Raw genomic sequence first — 17,224 nt, forward strand, 5'->3', positions numbered from 1 at the left:
GCCTACTCGGCCGGGTCCGTCGCCGTGGGCCGGCGCGAGGCGGCCATCGCCCCGTCCACGCCGGTCAGCGGACGCAGCCGGTAGCTGTACGCGTAGTCACGGCTCGCGGGGAGCTTGAACTCGTCGTGCGTGTGCGCGCCCCAGCTGTTGTCGCCGCCCACGCCCATCTGCCGGTGGTTCACCCGCAGGACGACCTCCTCACGCGGGGTGAGCTGGTAGTCGTGCCGCACCCCGGCCGACAGGTCCTCCGGGGTGAAGTGCGAGGCGTTGACCTCCAGCAGCGGCGCGTCGGAGAGCGGGTCGCCGGAGACGAGCAGCCCGCTGCCGTCACGGCCGGTCAGCGCGATCCAGCGGACGTCGGTCCTGTTGCCGTTCTCCTGCGGGCGGATGTACGGGGTCCACTGCCCGGAGACGGTGCCGGAGTACACGCCCACGTCGGTGCCGGTGTTGCGGTCCCAGTGGTTCTCCTCGGGGCCGCGCCCGTACCAGCGCAGCCGGTCGAGGCGGCCCGGCAGGAACAGCAGCGTGCCGACCTCCGGGAGGTACGGCAGGCTCGCCGCACCCGGGCGCACGGTGTTGTCGACCTTGATCTCGCCGTTGCCGAACACCGTGTACGTGGTCGTGAAGGACGAGGTGACGGTGGTCGGCAGCGTGCCGCCGACCTCGATCACGACGGCCCGGTCGCCGAGGGCCCGCACGCGTACGTCCGTCACCTCGCGCCGGGCGCCCGCGTCGCGCCAGGTCTGGTTGCGGGTGTGCTGGCCGTTGCCCCGGTCGTTGTCGGTCGGCGCGCGCCAGAAGTTCGGCACGGGTCCGGTCTCGATCAGCCGGGCGCCCCGGGCCTCGTACGACGTGATGACGCCGCTGCCCTTGTCGACGGTGACCGAGAAGCCCCTGCCCCGGACGGTGACGGACGCGTCGCCGTCCTCGTACCGCAGCGCCGGGACGTCCGCGAGCGGTACGGGCTCGACGGGCGGGACGCCCGCGTCCACCGGGAGCTGTGCCCCGGCCACCTCGAAGCCGGCCTTCGCCCACTTGGTGGGCTCCTTGGTGGTGAAGGACAGCTCCAGGAAGAACTCGGTGCCCGGCGCCGGGCGGTCCGGCAGCCGGTACGGCACGGTGATCCGCTTGCTGGACAGCGGCTTCACGTCCAGCTGGGCGCGGGTCAGCTTCCCGCTCCGCACCACCTCGCCGTCGGCGACGAGCGACCACCGGCCGTCGAACTCCCGGAGGTCGGTGAAGAGGTTCTCGTTGGTGAGGGTGACGTCGCGGGCTGTGGCGGTGAGGGTGCCGGAGGCGGGTACGGCACTGATCGTCTGGTAGACCCGCTTCACCTCCGCCGCCTTCCCGGTGTGGCCGCGGTCGGCGGTGACGACGCCGTCCGCGACGAACGCCCCGTCGTTGGGGTTGTCGCCCCAGTCGCCGCCGTACGCGAAGAAGGAGCGCTCGCGGGCCCGCTTCTCGGCGGTCTTCACGGTGGCCGCGTCGAACCAGAACCGCACGCCCTCGTCGCCGGGACCACGGCGGTCGGAGGCCAGTTCGGCGGCGGTCAGCGCGCGGGCGTACACGCGGGCCCGCCGGATCGTGCCGCTGAACTCGCGGGTCGGGTTGTCGACGTCGGTGGCGAGCGAGAGCGGCGCCGTGTTGACGTCGGGCCCCCGGGTGGTGGTCCGCACGGCCCTGACCTGGCCGTCGACATGGAGGGTGAGGGTGCCCGCGGCCGCGTCGTACACCCCCGCGACGTGGTGCTCGCGGCCCGTCCAGTCGTCGGGGAGCGCCCAGCTCGCGGTGGTCCACTGGCCGCCGCCGTACAGGAAGAACTCCAGCTGCCGGTCGGTCTGCTTCAGGGCGTACTGCGTGTCGCCCTTGGCCAGGATCGGCTGGTGGAAGCCGGTGACGTGCGGGGTGATCCAGGCTTCGAGGGTGAGCGCACCGGTGAGGTCGAGGCCCTCGTCGCGGGCGAAGACGGTGCCGCCGGTCAGGCCCTTGCGGCGGTCGAAGGTACCGCTCGCGTTCTGGATCTCGCCGCGCAGCCGGGCCGGTCCCGTCTCGGTGAACAAGGTGCGGGTGGGGGTCGGTGTGGTCAGGGACTGGTCGACGAAGTCCCAGATCCAGCCGCCCTGGAGGACGTCGTACCGGCGCACGACGTCCCAGTACTTCTTGAAGTTGCCGTTCGAGTTCCCCATCGCGTGCGCGTACTCGATCATGACGTACGGCCGGGTGTCCGCCGTGTCCTGCGCCCGGGCCTCCACGCGCGCGGGGCTCTCGTACATGCGGGAGCGGATGTCGCTGATCCCCGGCCGGTCGTCGCCCTCGTACTGGATGACGCGGGTCGGGTCGTACGAGCGGATCCAGTCGTGCATGGCGACGAACGTGCTGCCGGTGCCGGCCTCGTTGCCGAGCGACCAGATGACGACCGAGGCGTGGTTCTTGTCGCGGTGGACCATGTTCTGGGCGCGGGCCACGCACGCCGCGCGCCACTCGGGGTGGTCGCCGGGGTACTCGTCGCGGACGCCGTGCGTCTCCAGGTTCGTCTCGTCGACGATGTAGAGGCCGTACTCGTCGGCCAGCTCCAGCCACAGCGGGTTGTTCGGGTAGTGCGAGGTGCGGACGCTGTTCATGTTGAGCCGCTTGACGATCTCGATGTCCCGCACCATGTCCGCGCGCGTGAGGGCGGTGCCGCGGTCGGGGTGCATCTCGTGGCGGTTGGTGCCGCGGAAGGACACGGGCTGCCCGTTGATCCGCATCAGCCCGTCCTTCAGCGCGAACTCGCGCAGGCCCACGCGGTGCGAGACCGTCTCGGTCACCTTTCCCGCCGGGTCACGGAGCTGGAGCACGGCGGTGTAGAGGTAAGGGTCCTCGGCCGACCACAGCCGGGGCGCGGGAACCGCCCTGGAGGCGCGTACGGTCACGTCCTCCCCGGCCGGCACGGAGGCGAGGTCGGCGTCCTGCCGCAGCGGCCGCGGCCAGACGGCGTGCCCGCGCGCGTCGTAGAGCTGGGTCTCGACGGAGTACCGGCCGCCGCCCTCCCCGCCGTAGGCGCGCACGCTCGCGGTGACCGCCAGTTCGGCGGCCCGGTAGCCGTCGCCCAGCGGGGTGTCCAGCTTGAAGTCGCGCAGGTGGACGGTGGGCGTGGAGTACAGGTAGACGGAGCGGAAGATCCCGCTCAGCCGGATCATGTCCTGGTCCTCGAGCCAGTCGCCGTCGGAGTACCGGTACACCTCGACCGCGATCTGGTTGGTGCCGGACTTCAGGTACGGGGTGATGTCGTACTCGGCGGGGGTGTACGAGTCCTCGTGGTAGCCGGCCAGCTCCCCGTTGATCCAGACGTAGTGGGCCGATTTCACGCCCTCGAAGTGCAGGAACGTCCGCCGCCCCGACCAGCCCTCCGGCACGGTGAAGGCCCGTCTGTACTGGCCCACGGGGTTGTACCGGGTCGGCGCGGCCGGCGGCTGCGCGTCCTCGCCGAGGCCGTTGGGGCCCCACCACGGGTACGTGATGTTGACGTAGATCGGGAAGTCGTAGCCGTGCAGCTGCCAGGCGGAGGGCACCGGAATCGTGTCCCAGGCGGAGTCGTCCAGGTCGGTGCGGTGGAAGTCCGCGTCCCGGTCCTCGGGCCGGTCCGCGTACGCGAACCGCCACTTCCCGTCGAGGCTCAGCCGGTACGGCGAGCGCGTGCGGTCGGCGTCCAGGGCCTGCCGGACGCTTCCGTACGGCATGAGCGTGGTGTGCGGCGGCTCGGTCCCCACCCGGAAGACGGCGAAGCCGTCGTTCCACTCGGGGGCCGCGGCGTCGCCCGGGGCCTGCGCTCCGGGCCGCCCCGCCGCGTACGCCGCGAAGGGCGAGGCGGACAGGGAGAGGGCGCCGAGGAGGGCGGCTCCCCCCTCCAGGAGCCGGCGGCGGCTGACGGGGGGCCGGGTGGTGGGGGACGCGGGAGAGACGGGGAGAGGGAGGGAGCGGGAGTTCGAAGAGGACGCGGGAGACGGCTGGGAGTCGTGCGGGTGCGACATGACCTTGGCCTTCCTCGGCGGTTCACGCGGTCGACGACGTACGGAACTCAGCAGCAGCTCAAAGGCACGGGGTCACAGGGGCCCCACGGAGATCACCCGTCCCTGAGGCAGCCTCACCCTAGGACCCGCACACAATCGGAGCAATAACGCCGTCGGACTTTGTGTGTTCCTGAGGGGAGTCCTCGGCCAGGTCCCGTCGGCACCCGATCGGGGCGGGCACGGGATGTCGGGTCCGGCCGGGTGGTCCCTCCCTAGCGTGGAGATCGTCAAAGGAAGGGAGAAGCCGGTGCTGGAGCGGCTGAACCAGGCCATGGAGCACATCGAGCGGCACCTCGACGGGACCGTCGACGTGGCCGAACTCGCGCGGATCGCCGTCACGTCGGAGTACCACTTCCGGCGGCTGTTCTCCGCGCTGGCCGGCATACCGCTGTCCGAGTACGTCCGGCGGCGTCGGCTGACGGTCGCCGGTGCGGAGGTGCTCGACGGCCGTCGGACGCTGCTAGAGGTCGCCGTGCGGTACGGCTACGGCTCGGGCGAGGCGTTCGCCCGCGCGTTCCGCGCCATGCACGGCGTCGGCCCGGGCGAGGCACGGCGCGCCGGAGCGACGCTGCGCTCGCAGCCCCGGATGTCCTTCCGTCTGGTCGTCGAAGGGAGTACGGACATGCGCTACCGGATCGTGGCGAAGCGGGAGTTCCGGGTGGTGGGGAAGAAGGCGCGGGTGCCCCTCGTCCACGAGGGGATGAACCCGGCGATCGCCGACTTCGTACGGAGCATCGACCAGGACACCCTGCGCCGCATCGAGGAGCTCTCGGACCAGGAGCCGCGCGGGTTCGTCAACGTCAGCGTCAACATCGACGAGAGCCGTGCGGAAGGCACCGAACTCGACTACTACCAGGGGGTCGTGACCGGGGCCGACGTGCCCGAGGACCTGGACGCGATCGAGGCGCCCGCGGGCGCATGGGCGGTGTTCGAGACCTCGGGCCGCTTCCCGGAGACGATCCAGTACCTGTGGCGGGACGTGTTCACCCAGTGGTTCCCGTCCAACCCGTACCGCAGCAGGCCGGGCCCGGAGATCCTGCGGGCCCGGGTGTCCGCCGACGGCACGGAGGCGGAGGCGGAGCTGTGGATTCCGGTGGAGCGGGTTCCGGGCTGACCCGGCCAGTCCGTGTCGTTGCCCGGGCTGCTCAGGACGACCGGCGCAGCCAGTCGTCGAAGCGGATGCGGCCCAGCCGGGCGTGGCCCTCGCCGGGCACGAGGCTGCGCTCGCCCGGTACGGCACCGAAGTAGCGGGCCTCCGGGTCGGTGACGACCGGGCGCGGGTCGTGCCACGCGCGCAGCGCCTCGGCGACGCACTCGTCGAAGCGGAACCGCTGGGGTCCGGCCACCTCGGTGGTCTCCTTCGACGGGGCTGCCAGGGCCGCCTCGCACACCGCTTCGGCGACGTCCTCGGCCGCGATGGGCTGGAAGAGCACGGGCGCCACGCGCACGGTGCCGTCGACGGTGGCGGCGTCGGCGATGCCCTTGACGAACTCGAAGAACTGCGTCGCCCGCACGATCGAATGGGGGACCGGACCCTGCTTGACCAGCTTCTCCTGGGCCAGCTTGGCCCGGAAGTAACCGTTGTCGGGCAGGGTCTCGATGCCGACGATCGACAGCACCACGTGGTGCCCCACGCCCGCGGCGGCCTCGGCGGCCAGCAGGTTGCGGGTGGAGGCGGTGAAGAAGTCGAGGACCGCCTGTTCCTCGAAGGAGGGCGAGGCGGCCACGTCCACGACCGCCCGGGCGTCGGTGAGCGCGTCGGCGAGGCCCTCGCCGGTGACGGTGTCGACGCCCGTGCCGGGCGCGGCGGGCACCGCCTCGTGCCCGTGCCCGCGAAGCTTCTCGACCACCTTGCCGCCGACGCGGCCGGTACCGCCGATCACCACGATCTTCACGCCGTACGCTCCTCGATGCGATCTATGTGGACGGGATTGCGCGTGGACGCCAGCTCAGGACGACCGGGACGCGCGCAAGTGCGCCCGCTGCTTCAGCTCGTCGTCCTCGACCAGGACCAGCATCGGCTGTCCGGGCGCGCAGAACATGGTCACGAGGAAGCTGAGCCGGGTGTCGGTGCGGTTGTTGCCGTCCTGGTAGTGGATGACGTCACCGCCGGGTTCCCAGAAGGTCTCGCCGGCGCGGACGACGCGCACCGGCTCGCCCTCCAGCTCGAAGCGCATCTCGCCCTCCAGCACGTAGCCGAAGGCCGGCCCGGAGTGGCGGTGCGGCGGGGTGCCCGGGTCGCCGGGCGGGAAGTCGACCCGGATGGTCGTCGCGTGCGCGTCCCGCGGGACGGCGGGCGGGGTGGCCTCCTGCAGCACGGTGACCGCGTTCTTCCATGCCTCCGAACGCGGATGGTCGTCGGTGTGGGACATGGCGGATGTCCTCCCTTGCCTGCCTGCCTGCCTGCTACCTGCCTGCTTCTCCCGCGGTGTTCAGCGCGGCCTTGAGCACCTCGACGGCCTGCGCGGTGGCGGCGCGGGCGGCACGGGTGTCGCGCAGCGGGTTGAGCATCATGAAGTCGTGCAGCGTGCCGTTGTAGCGGACGCCGGTGGTCGGGACGCCGGCCAGGACGAGCTTGCGGGCGTACGCCTCGCCCTCGTCGCGCAGGACGTCGTTCTCGTCGACGACCACGTACGCGGGCGGCAGGCCGCGGAGATCCTCGACGCCGGCCCGCAGCGGGGAGGCGGTGATCTCCGCGCGCTCCGCGGGGTCGGTGGTGTAGCAGTCCCAGAACCAGGCCATGGCCGCCGCGGTCAGGTACGGGCCGTCGGCGAACTCCCGGTAACTGTCGGTGTCCTGGGCCGCGTCGGTGACCGGGTAGTACAGCGACTGGTGCACGAACCGCACGTCGCCGCGCCGCTTGGCCAGCAGTGTCAGCGCGGCGGCCATGTTGCCGCCGACCGAGTCGCCGGCCACCGCCAGCCGGGCGGCGTCGAGGCCCTCTCCGGCGCCGTCGCGGACGATCCACCGCGCGGTGGCGTACGCCTGCTCGACGGCGACCGGGTAACGGGCCTCGGGCGAGCGGTCGTACTCGACGAAGACGACGGCGGCGCGCGCGCCCACGGCCAGCTCGCGGACGAGGCGGTCGTGGGTGGCCGCGTTGCCCAGCACCCAGCCGCCGCCGTGGACGTAGAGGACGGCCGGCAGCGCGCCGGCCGCCCCCGCGGGCCGCACGACGCGCACCCGCACGTCACCGGCCTCGGCCGGCACGGTGATCCACTTCTCGTCGATGCCGGGCAGGGAGGGAACCGGGGCGGCCTGGACGTCGTCCAGGACCTTCCGCGCTCCCCCGGGCCCCAGCTCGTAGAGGAACGGCGGCGTCGCGGTGGCGTCCGCGAACTCCTGTGCGGCCGGCTCCAGAACATGCTCACCCACGTGCGGTCCTCCCCCCCCCGGCCGCCGATCGCCGCGGCCCTCTCCGTCACGGGCCCGGGCCCGGACACCGACGACTGTCGCCGGACCGGACGCCGGTCGTACCCGGGCGGGCCACGGGCCGGGTCCCTGGGGTGGCGCCGCGAGCCGTCGGGCCCTCGGGTCTCCAGGCCCTCAGGCCCCGGTACGCGGCTCGGCGCGCTGGAGCTGCCTGCGGGAGGTGACGGCGAGCTTGCCGAAGATGTTGCGCAGGTGCCATTCGACCGTGCGCGGGCTGATGAAGATCCGGGCGCCGATCTCGGGGTTGGTCAGCCCCTCACGGACGAGACGGACGATCTGCGCCTCCTGCGCGGTGAGTTCCCCGGCGGTGCCGGCGGCGCGTTTGCGGACCTGCTCCCCGGTGGCCAGCAGCTCGCGCGCGGCCCGCCGGGCGAAGGCGCTCATGCCCATCGCGGTGAACGCTTCATGGGCGGTACGCAGCTGTTCACGGGCGTCCCGCTGGCGGCGCTCGCGGCGGAGCCACTCACCGTAGAGCAGCCGGGCCCGGGCCAGCTCACCGCGGATCGCGCCGCGCCCGAGCCGGTCGACGGCCTCGCGGTAGTGGTCCTCGGCGGCCGTGCCACTGCTCATGAGCGCCCGGGACCGTGCCTCGACGCCCAGCGCCCAGTCCGTACCGCTCGGCCGTGTCCGCTCGCCCAGCCGCCGGAGGGCGTCCGCGGCGCGTGCCGGATCGCCGCCGCCGCGGGTCGCGGCCTCGACGTACTCCGCCAGCGCCCACACGGAGGCGGAACCCACGTCGCGCCGGCCGTGGTCGACGACACCGGACAGCGCGGCCAGCGCGTCCTCGTACCGGCCCAGGCTGTTGCGGACCAGGGCCGTCGCCCAGCCGCCGACGATCAGCGGACCCTGCTCGCCCCGGCGTGCCGTCTCCGCGACGGCGGTACTCATCAGCGCGGCGCACTCGGCCTCCCGGCCCTGCCAGGCGGCGACCAGCAGCGCACCGTAGGGCGGGTACGGGACCCCGGCCGCCTCGGAGGCCGTCCGCACCTCCTCGACCAGCTCGGCGGCGGCGCCCAGCTCGCCCGCGACCACATGGGCAGTGAGGCGTCCGGTCAGGGCGAGCGGCAGCGTGGTGAGCCGGCCGGTGCCGGTGGCGAGCCGGATGTGCCGGTCGGCCAGCAGGACGCAGGACTCGTGGTCCCAGAGGCTCGCGGCCATGGCGGTGACGAGCCAGAGCCAGCGCAGCCCCTCGTCGTCGGAGAGGGCCGGGCCGCGGAAGGCGTGCAACGCCGGCCGCAGCCTCGTCACACCGGCGCCGTGGCCTTCGAGGATCAGCGTGGTGATGCCGTCCAGCAGCAGATCGCCGGGGCGCGGGGGTGCCACCGCCGACGGCGCCGAGCGCGCCGCCTCGGCCGCCCGGAGCTGGCCGTCGCCCGTGGCGTCGGGAGTGGCGAACAGCGCCGCGCCGATCGCCTCCAGGTAGGTGTCGCGGGCGAGCGGCACGTCATGCGGTTCGAGCTGCCGGGCGGCCCTGAGCAGCAGGGGAAGGGCGTCGCCGCCCCGCTCCGCGGTGAAGGCGATCTGGGCGCGCAGCAGATCCACCTGGCCGCGCCGGCGCCCGCCCAGCGGGCCCGCCTCCGCCATGGACAGCAGACGCAGGGCGGCGTCCGGCGCCCCGGCCTGGTGGGTCGCCCGCGCGGCGGTCAGGGCGCGCTCCTGGCGGCGGGCCGGATCGGCGGTCAGTTCGGCGGCCCGGGCCAGGAACGCGGCGGCCGCCGCCGGCCCGCCCCGGGCGCGCGCCCGCCCGGCCGAGCGTTCGAGCTCCGCCGCGAGGTCCTCGGCCGGGCCGCGCGTGCCCTGCGCCGCGTGCCAGGCGCGCCGGTCGGGATCGGCGCCCGGGTCGGTGACCTCCGCCAGTACGCGGTGCGCACGGCGCCGCTCCCGGGGGGACGCCGCCCAGTAGACGGCCGACCGCACCAGCGGATGCCGGAACCGTACGAGATCGTCGACCGTGACGATCCCGGCCAGGACGGCGGGCGTCACCGCCTCGACCCCGATGGCGAGCCGGTCGGCCGCACGCCACAGCAGGGCGGGCCGCCCGCCGGGCTCGGCGGCCGCGATCAGCAGGAGCAGCCGGGTCGCCGGCGAGAGCCCTCCGCCCCGCCTCCACCGGGACACCACTTGAACATCCGGGTGCGGCACCTGGACGTGCCCCGGACGGCCTGCGCCGAGGAGGACACGGGCGCCCGGCACCCCGAAACCCCCCGCGAGCTCCGCCGGCGTCGTCTCCCTCGGCAGCTCGAGCAGCGTGCGGGGATTGCCCCGCGACTCGGCGACGAACCGGTCGAGCACCTCCTCGTCCCGCACCCCGGGGAGCACCGACCGCAGCAGCGCCCGCGCGTCCTCGTCCGGCAGCCCGGCGAGCGCCAGCTCCGGCAGGCCGGTCAGCTCGGGCGCCCCGTCCGGGTCCCGGACCGCGAACACGATCCCGACCGACTCGGCCGGCAGCCGGCGGGCCACGAACGCCAGCACCTGCGCGGAGGCCCGGTCGAGCCACTGCGCGTCGTCGACCAGGCAGACCAGCGCCCGGTCCCGGGCGACCTCGACCAGCAGCCCGAGCACGGCCAGCCCGACGAGAAAACGATCCGGCACCTCCCCGGAACCCGTTCCCAGCGCCGCGCGCAACGCATCGCGCTGCGCACCGGGCAACTGCTCGATCCGCCCCGCGAACGGCGCGCACAACTGGTGCACCGCCGCGAAGTCCAGCTCCGTCTCGCACCGCACACCCGTGACACGACAGACACGGAACTCCCGCTCCCGCCCGGCCACGTGATCCAGCAGCGCCGTCCTGCCCACCCCGGCCTCACCACGCACCACCAGCACCCGGCCCGCACCGCCCCGAACGGCTTCGAGCAGCCCATCAAGCTGCGCACACTCGACGCGACGCCCCCGCAGCACGTGACACCCCCACCGGTCCGCGCACCGGACATACCGTGGCGAAGCTACAACAGTCCCGACCGCGCCAGGCGAGACTCGACGAGACCGCCTCCCCGACGCGACAGGTTGACCGAAACCCCGCGCGCGGGCGGCTCTCGGGGAACGGGGATACGCCAGAGGGCCGGACCACTTCCGTGGTCCGGCCCTCTGATCAGGCGGAGGATACGAGATTCGAACTCGTGAGGGGTTGCCCCCAACACGCTTTCCAAGCGTGCGCCCTAGGCCTCTAGGCGAATCCTCCGCTCGGAACATTACATGACGTCGGAGGGTGGTTGCGAACTCGTTCGGTCCTCCGCGGATCGGGTACGCTGGGGGCAGCCCCTCACGCGGTGCTATCTGACTGAACTCCCCCAGGGCCGGAAGGCAGCAAGGGTAGGTCGGCTCTGGCAGGTGCGTGAGGGGTCTTGTCGTGTCGGCGGCATCCGCGCCGTCCGCGGGCGTTCGTCATGCGCGGGGTCCGTCGTGTGCGGGTCCGTGCGTGCCGCCCGGTTGTCAGTGGGCGCCTATAACCTCGTATGTGTGTCGTCTCTCGCGTTGTACCGCCGCTACCGCCCGGAGACCTTTGCGGAGGTCATCGGGCAGGAGCATGTCACCGACCCGCTGCAGCAGGCGCTGCGGAACAACAGGGTCAATCACGCGTACCTGTTCAGCGGTCCGCGCGGATGCGGCAAGACGACCAGCGCGCGCATCCTCGCCCGCTGTCTGAACTGCGAGCAGGGCCCCACGCCCACGCCGTGCGGCGAATGCCAGTCGTGCCGGGACCTGGCGCGCAACGGCCCGGGTTCGATCGACGTCATCGAGATCGACGCCGCCTCGCACGGTGGTGTGGACGACGCCCGTGAGCTGCGCGAGAAGGCGTTCTTCGGGCCGGCGAGCAGTCGTTACAAGATCTACATCATCGACGAGGCCCACATGGTCACGTCGGCCGGGTTCAACGCACTGCTGAAGGTCGTCGAGGAGCCGCCGGAGCATCTCAAGTTCATCTTCGCGACCACCGAGCCCGAGAAGGTGATCGGCACCATCCGGTCGCGTACGCACCACTACCCGTTCCGGCTGGTGCCGCCGGGGACGCTCCGCGACTACCTCGCCGATGTGTGCGGCCGGGAGAACATCCCCGTCGACGAGAGCGTGCTCCCGCTGGTCGTGCGGGCGGGGGCCGGGTCCGTGCGTGACTCGATGTCCGTCATGGACCAGCTGCTGGCGGGGGCGACGGAAGACGGCGTGACGTATGCCATGGCCACGTCGCTGCTGGGCTACACGGACGGGACGCTGCTCGACTCCGTCGTCGAGGCGTTCGCCGCGGGGGACGGGGCGGCCGCGTTCGAGGTCGTCGACCGGGTCATCGAGGGGGGCAACGACCCGCGGCGCTTCGTCGCCGACCTGCTGGAGCGGCTGCGGGACCTGGTGATCCTGGCCGCGGTCCCCGACGCCGCGGAGAAGGGGCTGATCGACGCGCCCGCCGACGTCGTGGAGCGCATGCAGGCGCAGGCGGACGTCTTCGGCGCCGCCGAGCTGAGCCGCGCCGCAGACCTCGTCAATGAGGGCTTGACCGAGATGCGGGGGGCCAATTCGCCCCGCCTCCAGCTCGAGCTGATCTGCGCGCGCGTCCTGCTGCCCGCCGCCTACGGCGACGACCGCTCCGTCATGGCCCGGCTGGACCGGCTGGAGCGCGGGGTCAACTTCTCCGGTGGCGGATCCGGGCCCGCCATGGGATACGTGCCGGGACCCGATGCGCACGGCGGGTACGGGGGAGCGGCCGGCGGGCCGGCTCCGGACGCGGCCGTGGTTCCGCCCGGCGGTGGGGCCGCTGCGGCCCGTGCCGCGGTGCGGGCTCCGGGGGGAGCCGGGGCAGCCGGGGTGCCCGGGACGACCGGTGAGCAGCACGGACAGATGTCTCCCGGGCCGGTCCAGGCTCCTCGGGCCGCTCAGGGCACTCAGGGCGCTGGTCCTGCTGGCCCTGCCGGTCCCGTCGGTCCTGCCGGTCCCGTCGGTCCCGTCGGTCCCGTCAGGGATGTACCACCCGTACCGGAGCAACCGGCCGCTCCGGCCGCAGCCGCTCCCGCGCCTGGTGCCTGGCCGACGGCGGCCCCCGTGGGAGGCGGCCGGCGTCCCGGCGGGTGGCCGACTGCCGCGGCCGCCCCGCAGGCGGCCGGGCCGCGCGCCCCGAGCACACCCGCGCCCGCCCCCGCACCCGGCGCCCCGGCGGGCGGCGGTGGCGGGCTCGACCCCCGCGTCCTCTGGCCGAACATCCTGGAGGCGGTGAAGAACCGCCGCCGGTTCACCTGGATCCTGCTCAGCCAGAACGCCCAGGTGACCGGGTTCGACGGCACCACCCTGCAGATCGGGTTCGTCAACGGCGGAGCGCGGGACAACTTCGCCGGCAGCGGCAGCGAGGACGTCCTGCGGCAGGCGCTGGCCGAGCAGTTCAACGTGCACTGGAAGATCGAGGCGGTCGTCGACCCCTCGGGCGGTTCCGCGCCGCCGCAGGGCGGATCGTTCGGTCCGGGCGGCTCCGGCGGCCACGGCGGCTTCGGCGGTGGTCCCGGCGGGGCGGGCGGTGGAGGGTACGGAGGGGCTCCGGCCGCGCCGTCCCGGCCCGCCGCGCCCCAGTCGTCGGCTCCGTCGCCGCGTTCGGTCTCCGCGTCGGGGCAGGGGGCCCCGGGCCAGGGCGGTGCGCCGGCGGCCGCCGCTCCGGTGCCCGTACCGCCGCCCCCGGTGGCTCCCGAGCCCGCGCCGATCTCGCCCGAGGACGACATCCCCGAGGACGACGACCCCGACCTCGACGAGTCCGCCCTCTCCGGGTACGACCTGATCGTGCGGGAGCTGGGCGCGACGGTGGTGGAGGAGATCGTCAACGAGTAGTTCCGGTAGCGGATGGCCCGGCAGCAACGAGGAGTCCCGAGCGGTTCCCGGCCCCCGGTCCCGGCCCCCGGGTCCTTCGGTCCCCGGTCTTGGCCCCCGGGTCCTTCGGTCCCCGGTCCCGGCCCCGGTCCCCGGACTTCTGCACTGCTCGTACGATCCGCCAAAGCCGCTCCGGCCTCTCCTTGGGCGGCCCCCACAAAGCCGTACGCCCCCGCCCGTTAGGCTGGCCCCGTGAAGGTCCTCGTCATCGGCAACGGCGCCCGCGAACACGCCCTGTGCCGTTCCCTGTCCCTCGACCCCGCCGTCACCGCCCTGCACTGCGCCCCGGGCAACGCGGGCATCGGTGAGGTCGCCGAGCTGCACCAGGTCGACGCCCTCGACGGCAAGGCGGTGGCCGCCCTGGCCGGCGACCTCGGAGCCGACCTGGTCGTCGTGGGTCCGGAGGCCCCCCTCGTCGCGGGTGTCGCCGACGCCGTGCGCGAGGCCGGCATCCCGTGCTTCGGCCCCTCCGGTGAGGCCGCCCGGATCGAGGGCTCCAAGGCCTTCGCGAAGGATGTGATGGCCGAGGCCGGTGTGCCCACCGCGCGGTCGTACGTCTGTACGACGCCGGAGGAGGTCGACGAGGCCCTCGACGCCTTCGGCGCCCCGTACGTCGTCAAGGACGACGGGCTCGCCGCCGGCAAGGGCGTCGTCGTCACCAGCGACCTCGAGCAGGCGAAGGCGCACGCGAACGCCTGCGACCGCGTCGTCATCGAGGAGTACCTCGACGGTCCCGAGGTCTCGCTCTTCGCGATCACCGACGGGGAGTGCGTCCTCCCGCTCCAGCCCGCGCAGGACTTCAAGCGCGCCCTGGACGGCGACGAGGGGCCGAACACCGGAGGCATGGGCGCCTACTCGCCGCTGCCCTGGGCCGAGCCCAAGCTGGTCGAGGAGGTGCTGCAGACGGTGCTGCAGCCGACCGTGGACGAGATGCGGCGCCGCGGCACCCCGTTCTCCGGCCTGCTGTACGCCGGTCTGGCGATCACCAGCCGTGGCGTGCGGGTGATCGAGTTCAACGCCCGTTTCGGCGACCCGGAGACCCAGGTCGTCCTCGCCCGGCTGAAGACCCCGCTGGCCGGAGTGCTGCTCGCCGCGGCCGAGGGCAACCTCGCCGACCTGGAGCCGCTGCGCTGGAGCGACGACGCGGCCGTCACCGTGGTCGTGGCCTCCCACAACTACCCCGGCACCCCGCGCACCGGCGACCCGATCACGGGGCTCGACCGGGTGGCCGCCGAGGACGCTCCGCACGCGTACGTCCTGCACGCCGGCACCCGGCGGGACGGGGACGCGGTCGTGAGCGCGGGCGGCCGGGTGCTGTCCGTGACGGCGACGGGCGCGGACCTGACGCAGGCACGCGAACGGGCGTACACGGCGGTCGGCCGCATCGGCCTCGACGGTTCCCAGCACCGGACGGACATCGCGGCGAAGGCGGCGTCCGGCAGCGTGTGATCCCCGGTCCCGCACCCCTGCGGACCCGCACCCTGCGTACCCGCCTCGGCCTGATGATGAACCAGGCGAACCAGGCGGACCAGGTCACTCCGGGCCCCGGATTCCTCAGGAATTCGGGGCCCGATCCTTGCGCTGTGTCATCCACCTTTCCCCAAAGCCATTCCATCGAGTGACCGATGTCCTATCCGGCTGACGTGGTCCGGGGCCCCAACTAGGGTGCGGCGCAAGCAGTCCGGCACTTGGCCCACCGGCATTGCGATGTCAGTGATGGGTGCCACAGTGGGGTGAGTGAGCAACGCCAGGCCACCCGGCGGCGCCCGCGGCGACGCCGGACCGTCGTCACGGCGCGCGCCGCAGCGCGCACCGTGTGAGGTGCCGTACGGCACAGTTGGGGGTGACCTTCGGTCGTGACCGGTATGGGTGTGGAGGTGGGCGCGCAGGCCGCGCGTTCCCGGGCCCTCGCCGTGCTGCGCATACGCAGCAGGGCGCTGGCCGTCGCCCTGCTGCCCGCCGCCGTCGCCGTCGTGCTGCTGGCCGGCGGGGCCACGGGCCACCTCACCGGCGCGGGCTGGTCCGTCACGCGCTGGATCGTGACGGTGTTCGCGGCCGTCGTCCTCCTCTGCGCCACGGGCATCGCGCTGGTCGTGGCCCGCGCCCGCCCCGCGATGAGCCCCACGGTCCCCATCAGCGAGGAGTGCGCGCCCGACCTCTACCGCCTGGTACGGGACCTGGCCGACCGGCTGGACGTCCCGGCGCCCTCCGCGATGGCGCTCACCCCGGACTGCGACAGCTGGCTGGAGGACCGTACGCATCCGTCCCACGGCGGCTCGCCGTCCCCGGGGACCGGGAACGCCCCGGGTACCGGGAACGGCTCGCTCTCCGCCGTACGCGCGTCGATCCCCGGTCTGCGGAACGGCCGGCCGGGGCGACGAGCCGGGACGGGTGAGCCTGCCGGGCCCGGTGAGCCCCACCGGCCCGGCCGTCAGGGGGCGCAGGAGGCACCCGTGCTGGTGATCGGCTCGCCGTTCCTGTGGTGGATGCGCGTGGGCGAGCTGCGCGCCGTCCTCGCACCGGTCGTCGCGGGTACGGGACCGTCGGCGCACCCGGACATAGCGGCGGCCCGCCGCTTCGTACGGGGCCTGGACGCGGCCGTGGCCGAGACGGCGGCGCCGGGGCGCGGCCTCCTGTCGCGGACGGCGCTGACCGGGGCGGGCTGGGTGGCCCGCCTGCTCCTGCGCAGTTGCCGGGAGCACGCGGCGGAGATGGAGCGGGGCGTGGCGGCCGCGGCGGCCGAGCGCGCCCAGGCCGTGGACTACGGGCTGCGGATCGTCGCCCAGGAACAGGTCGGACTGGCGTACGCGGGCTGGGACCGGCTGCTCACCCGGGTCGCGCTGCCCGCCTGGCGGATGGGCCGCTGGCCCTCCCGGCTGGACGCGGGCGTCGTCGCCGCCCTGACCGAGCTGTCCCGGCGCGACCGCCTGGCCGAGGGGTTCGCCTCCCGGCTGGGCGAGCGTCCGGCCTGTGACCTCCTCGAAGAGCCCGGTCTGGTCGACGAGGCCACGTCACTGCTGGCCGCGCGTCTCTTCCACGGCGGCCCCACCGAACCCGGACCCGACTGGGCCCCGGTGAACTGGCAGGACTACCCGGAGGAGGTCGTCGACCGCAAGTGGCGCACGGACGCGGCCCGGCTCCACCGGGTGCTGGACGCGCTGGGTGTCCGGCACCCGGTGGACCCGGCGATGGCGATCTCCGTTCCGGGCGGGCCGACCCTGGCACGGGTGATGGACCACCTCACGATCCGCACCACCGCCATCGACGCATCCGACGCCACTGCCGTCACGGATGCCACTGCCGTCACCGATGCCACCGACGCCACGAATGACGCGAATGCCACGAACAGTGCGGACACCGGGAGCGGAAGTGACATCCGCGACAGGTACGCCGACCCGGAGGCCGACCCGGACGCCGGCCCGAACAGCGAGCGGGCTGCCGTTCTGGCGGCCGGCCTGAGCGCGGAGCTGGCGCGCGAGGAGGCCGCGGCGCCGACGGGCGCACCGGCCCTGGGCGCGGAGGAGGCACAGGGGCCGGACCGGGTGCTGTGGGGCGACGGCACGTTGCCGCTCTTCCCCCTGCAGCCCCCGCGGACCGGCCGCGAACTGCTCACCGACCACGTCACCGCCATGGTCTGCTGCACCGCCATGGACACGGCCGGCGCCACCCCGGGTCTCGACTGGCTGGACGGGCCGGCCCTCCTGGTCGACGGCGTACGCACCGCCGACCTGGCTCCCCGTGTCCTCGCCCTGGTCGAGGACGGCGATCCCGATCCCCTGCGGGAGTGGCTCCGCCGCCTCGACATCCGCCCGGAGAAACCGGTCCGCCTGGTGTAGCTCCCCGTCCCGATGCACGTCCCTGTCGCCGACAGACCGCACACCAGGTACGACGGGGGAACGAAGGAG

At 73.8% G+C, this 17,224-nt stretch carries 9 protein-coding genes, 1 tRNA gene and 1 other RNA gene; 5 read left to right on the plus strand and 6 right to left on the minus strand.

Annotated features, from left to right (window positions below; all coding sequences use genetic code 11):
* Nucleotides 1–2 precede the first annotated feature (2 nt).
* The gene (locus tag IEZ04_RS24625; RefSeq protein ID WP_189219119.1) at nucleotides 3–4,010 is read right to left on the minus strand and encodes a glycoside hydrolase family 2 TIM barrel-domain containing protein; all 4,008 of its coding nucleotides are present in this window, start codon (nucleotides 4,008–4,010) and stop codon (nucleotides 3–5) included.
* Between the two features lie 286 nt (nucleotides 4,011–4,296).
* Here IEZ04_RS24625 and IEZ04_RS24630 point away from each other — a divergent pair, with 286 nt between their 5' ends.
* A complete protein-coding gene (locus IEZ04_RS24630; protein WP_189219190.1) occupies nucleotides 4,297–5,163 on the plus strand; it encodes an AraC family transcriptional regulator in 867 nt (288 codons plus the stop codon).
* A gap of 31 nt (nucleotides 5,164–5,194) precedes the next feature.
* Here the strand turns inward: IEZ04_RS24630 and IEZ04_RS24635 are convergent, their stop codons facing one another.
* From IEZ04_RS24635 to IEZ04_RS24655, 5 genes are all read right to left on the minus strand, one after another.
* On the minus strand, nucleotides 5,195–5,944 hold the full coding sequence (locus IEZ04_RS24635; protein ID WP_189219120.1) for an SDR family oxidoreductase: 750 nt from the start codon (nucleotides 5,942–5,944) through the stop codon (nucleotides 5,195–5,197).
* Nucleotides 5,945–5,998: 54 nt separating this feature from the next.
* Nucleotides 5,999–6,421, minus strand: a complete 423-nt coding sequence (locus IEZ04_RS24640; RefSeq protein WP_189219121.1) for a cupin domain-containing protein — start codon at nucleotides 6,419–6,421, stop codon at nucleotides 5,999–6,001.
* A gap of 34 nt (nucleotides 6,422–6,455) precedes the next feature.
* The gene (locus IEZ04_RS24645) at nucleotides 6,456–7,424 is read right to left on the minus strand and encodes an alpha/beta hydrolase (protein WP_189219122.1); all 969 of its coding nucleotides are present in this window, start codon (nucleotides 7,422–7,424) and stop codon (nucleotides 6,456–6,458) included.
* A gap of 171 nt (nucleotides 7,425–7,595) precedes the next feature.
* On the minus strand, nucleotides 7,596–10,379 hold the full coding sequence (locus IEZ04_RS24650) for a helix-turn-helix transcriptional regulator (protein WP_189219123.1): 2,784 nt from the start codon (nucleotides 10,377–10,379) through the stop codon (nucleotides 7,596–7,598).
* Nucleotides 10,380–10,574: 195 nt separating this feature from the next.
* A tRNA-Ser gene (locus IEZ04_RS24655) sits at nucleotides 10,575–10,659 on the minus strand.
* Nucleotides 10,660–10,731: 72 nt separating this feature from the next.
* On the opposite strand from IEZ04_RS24655, the gene ffs reads away from it, so the two are divergent.
* The 4 genes from ffs (at nucleotide 10,732) to IEZ04_RS24675 (ending at nucleotide 17,155) form a co-directional block, all read left to right on the plus strand.
* An RNA gene (ffs, locus tag IEZ04_RS24660) (signal recognition particle sRNA small type) lies at nucleotides 10,732–10,828 on the plus strand.
* 109 nt (nucleotides 10,829–10,937) lie between these two features.
* Nucleotides 10,938–13,280, plus strand: a complete 2,343-nt coding sequence (locus tag IEZ04_RS24665) for a DNA polymerase III subunit gamma and tau (protein WP_189219124.1) — start codon at nucleotides 10,938–10,940, stop codon at nucleotides 13,278–13,280.
* Nucleotides 13,281–13,511: 231 nt separating this feature from the next.
* Nucleotides 13,512–14,768 (plus strand): phosphoribosylamine--glycine ligase, encoded by a 1,257-nt coding sequence (gene purD / locus IEZ04_RS24670; RefSeq protein ID WP_189219125.1) that lies wholly within the window; start codon nucleotides 13,512–13,514, stop codon nucleotides 14,766–14,768.
* 416 nt (nucleotides 14,769–15,184) lie between these two features.
* Complete coding sequence (locus tag IEZ04_RS24675) at nucleotides 15,185–17,155, plus strand: hypothetical protein (RefSeq protein WP_189219191.1); 1,971 nt, start codon at nucleotides 15,185–15,187, stop codon at nucleotides 17,153–17,155.
* Nucleotides 17,156–17,224 lie beyond the last annotated feature (69 nt).

This window comes from Streptomyces ruber, assembly GCF_014648075.1.
Taxonomy (GTDB): domain Bacteria; phylum Actinomycetota; class Actinomycetes; order Streptomycetales; family Streptomycetaceae; genus Streptomyces; species Streptomyces ruber.

Excerpts from the sequence above, each read along its gene's own strand:
- IEZ04_RS24625 (WP_189219119.1), bottom strand. The coding sequence starts at position 4,010 with ATGTCGCACCCGCACGACTCCCAGCCGTCTCCCGCGTCCTCTTCGAAC.
- IEZ04_RS24675 (WP_189219191.1), top strand. The coding sequence starts at position 15,185 with ATGGGTGTGGAGGTGGGCGCGCAGGCCGCGCGTTCCCGGGCCCTCGCC.
- IEZ04_RS24640 (WP_189219121.1), bottom strand. The coding sequence starts at position 6,421 with ATGTCCCACACCGACGACCATCCGCGTTCGGAGGCATGGAAGAACGCG.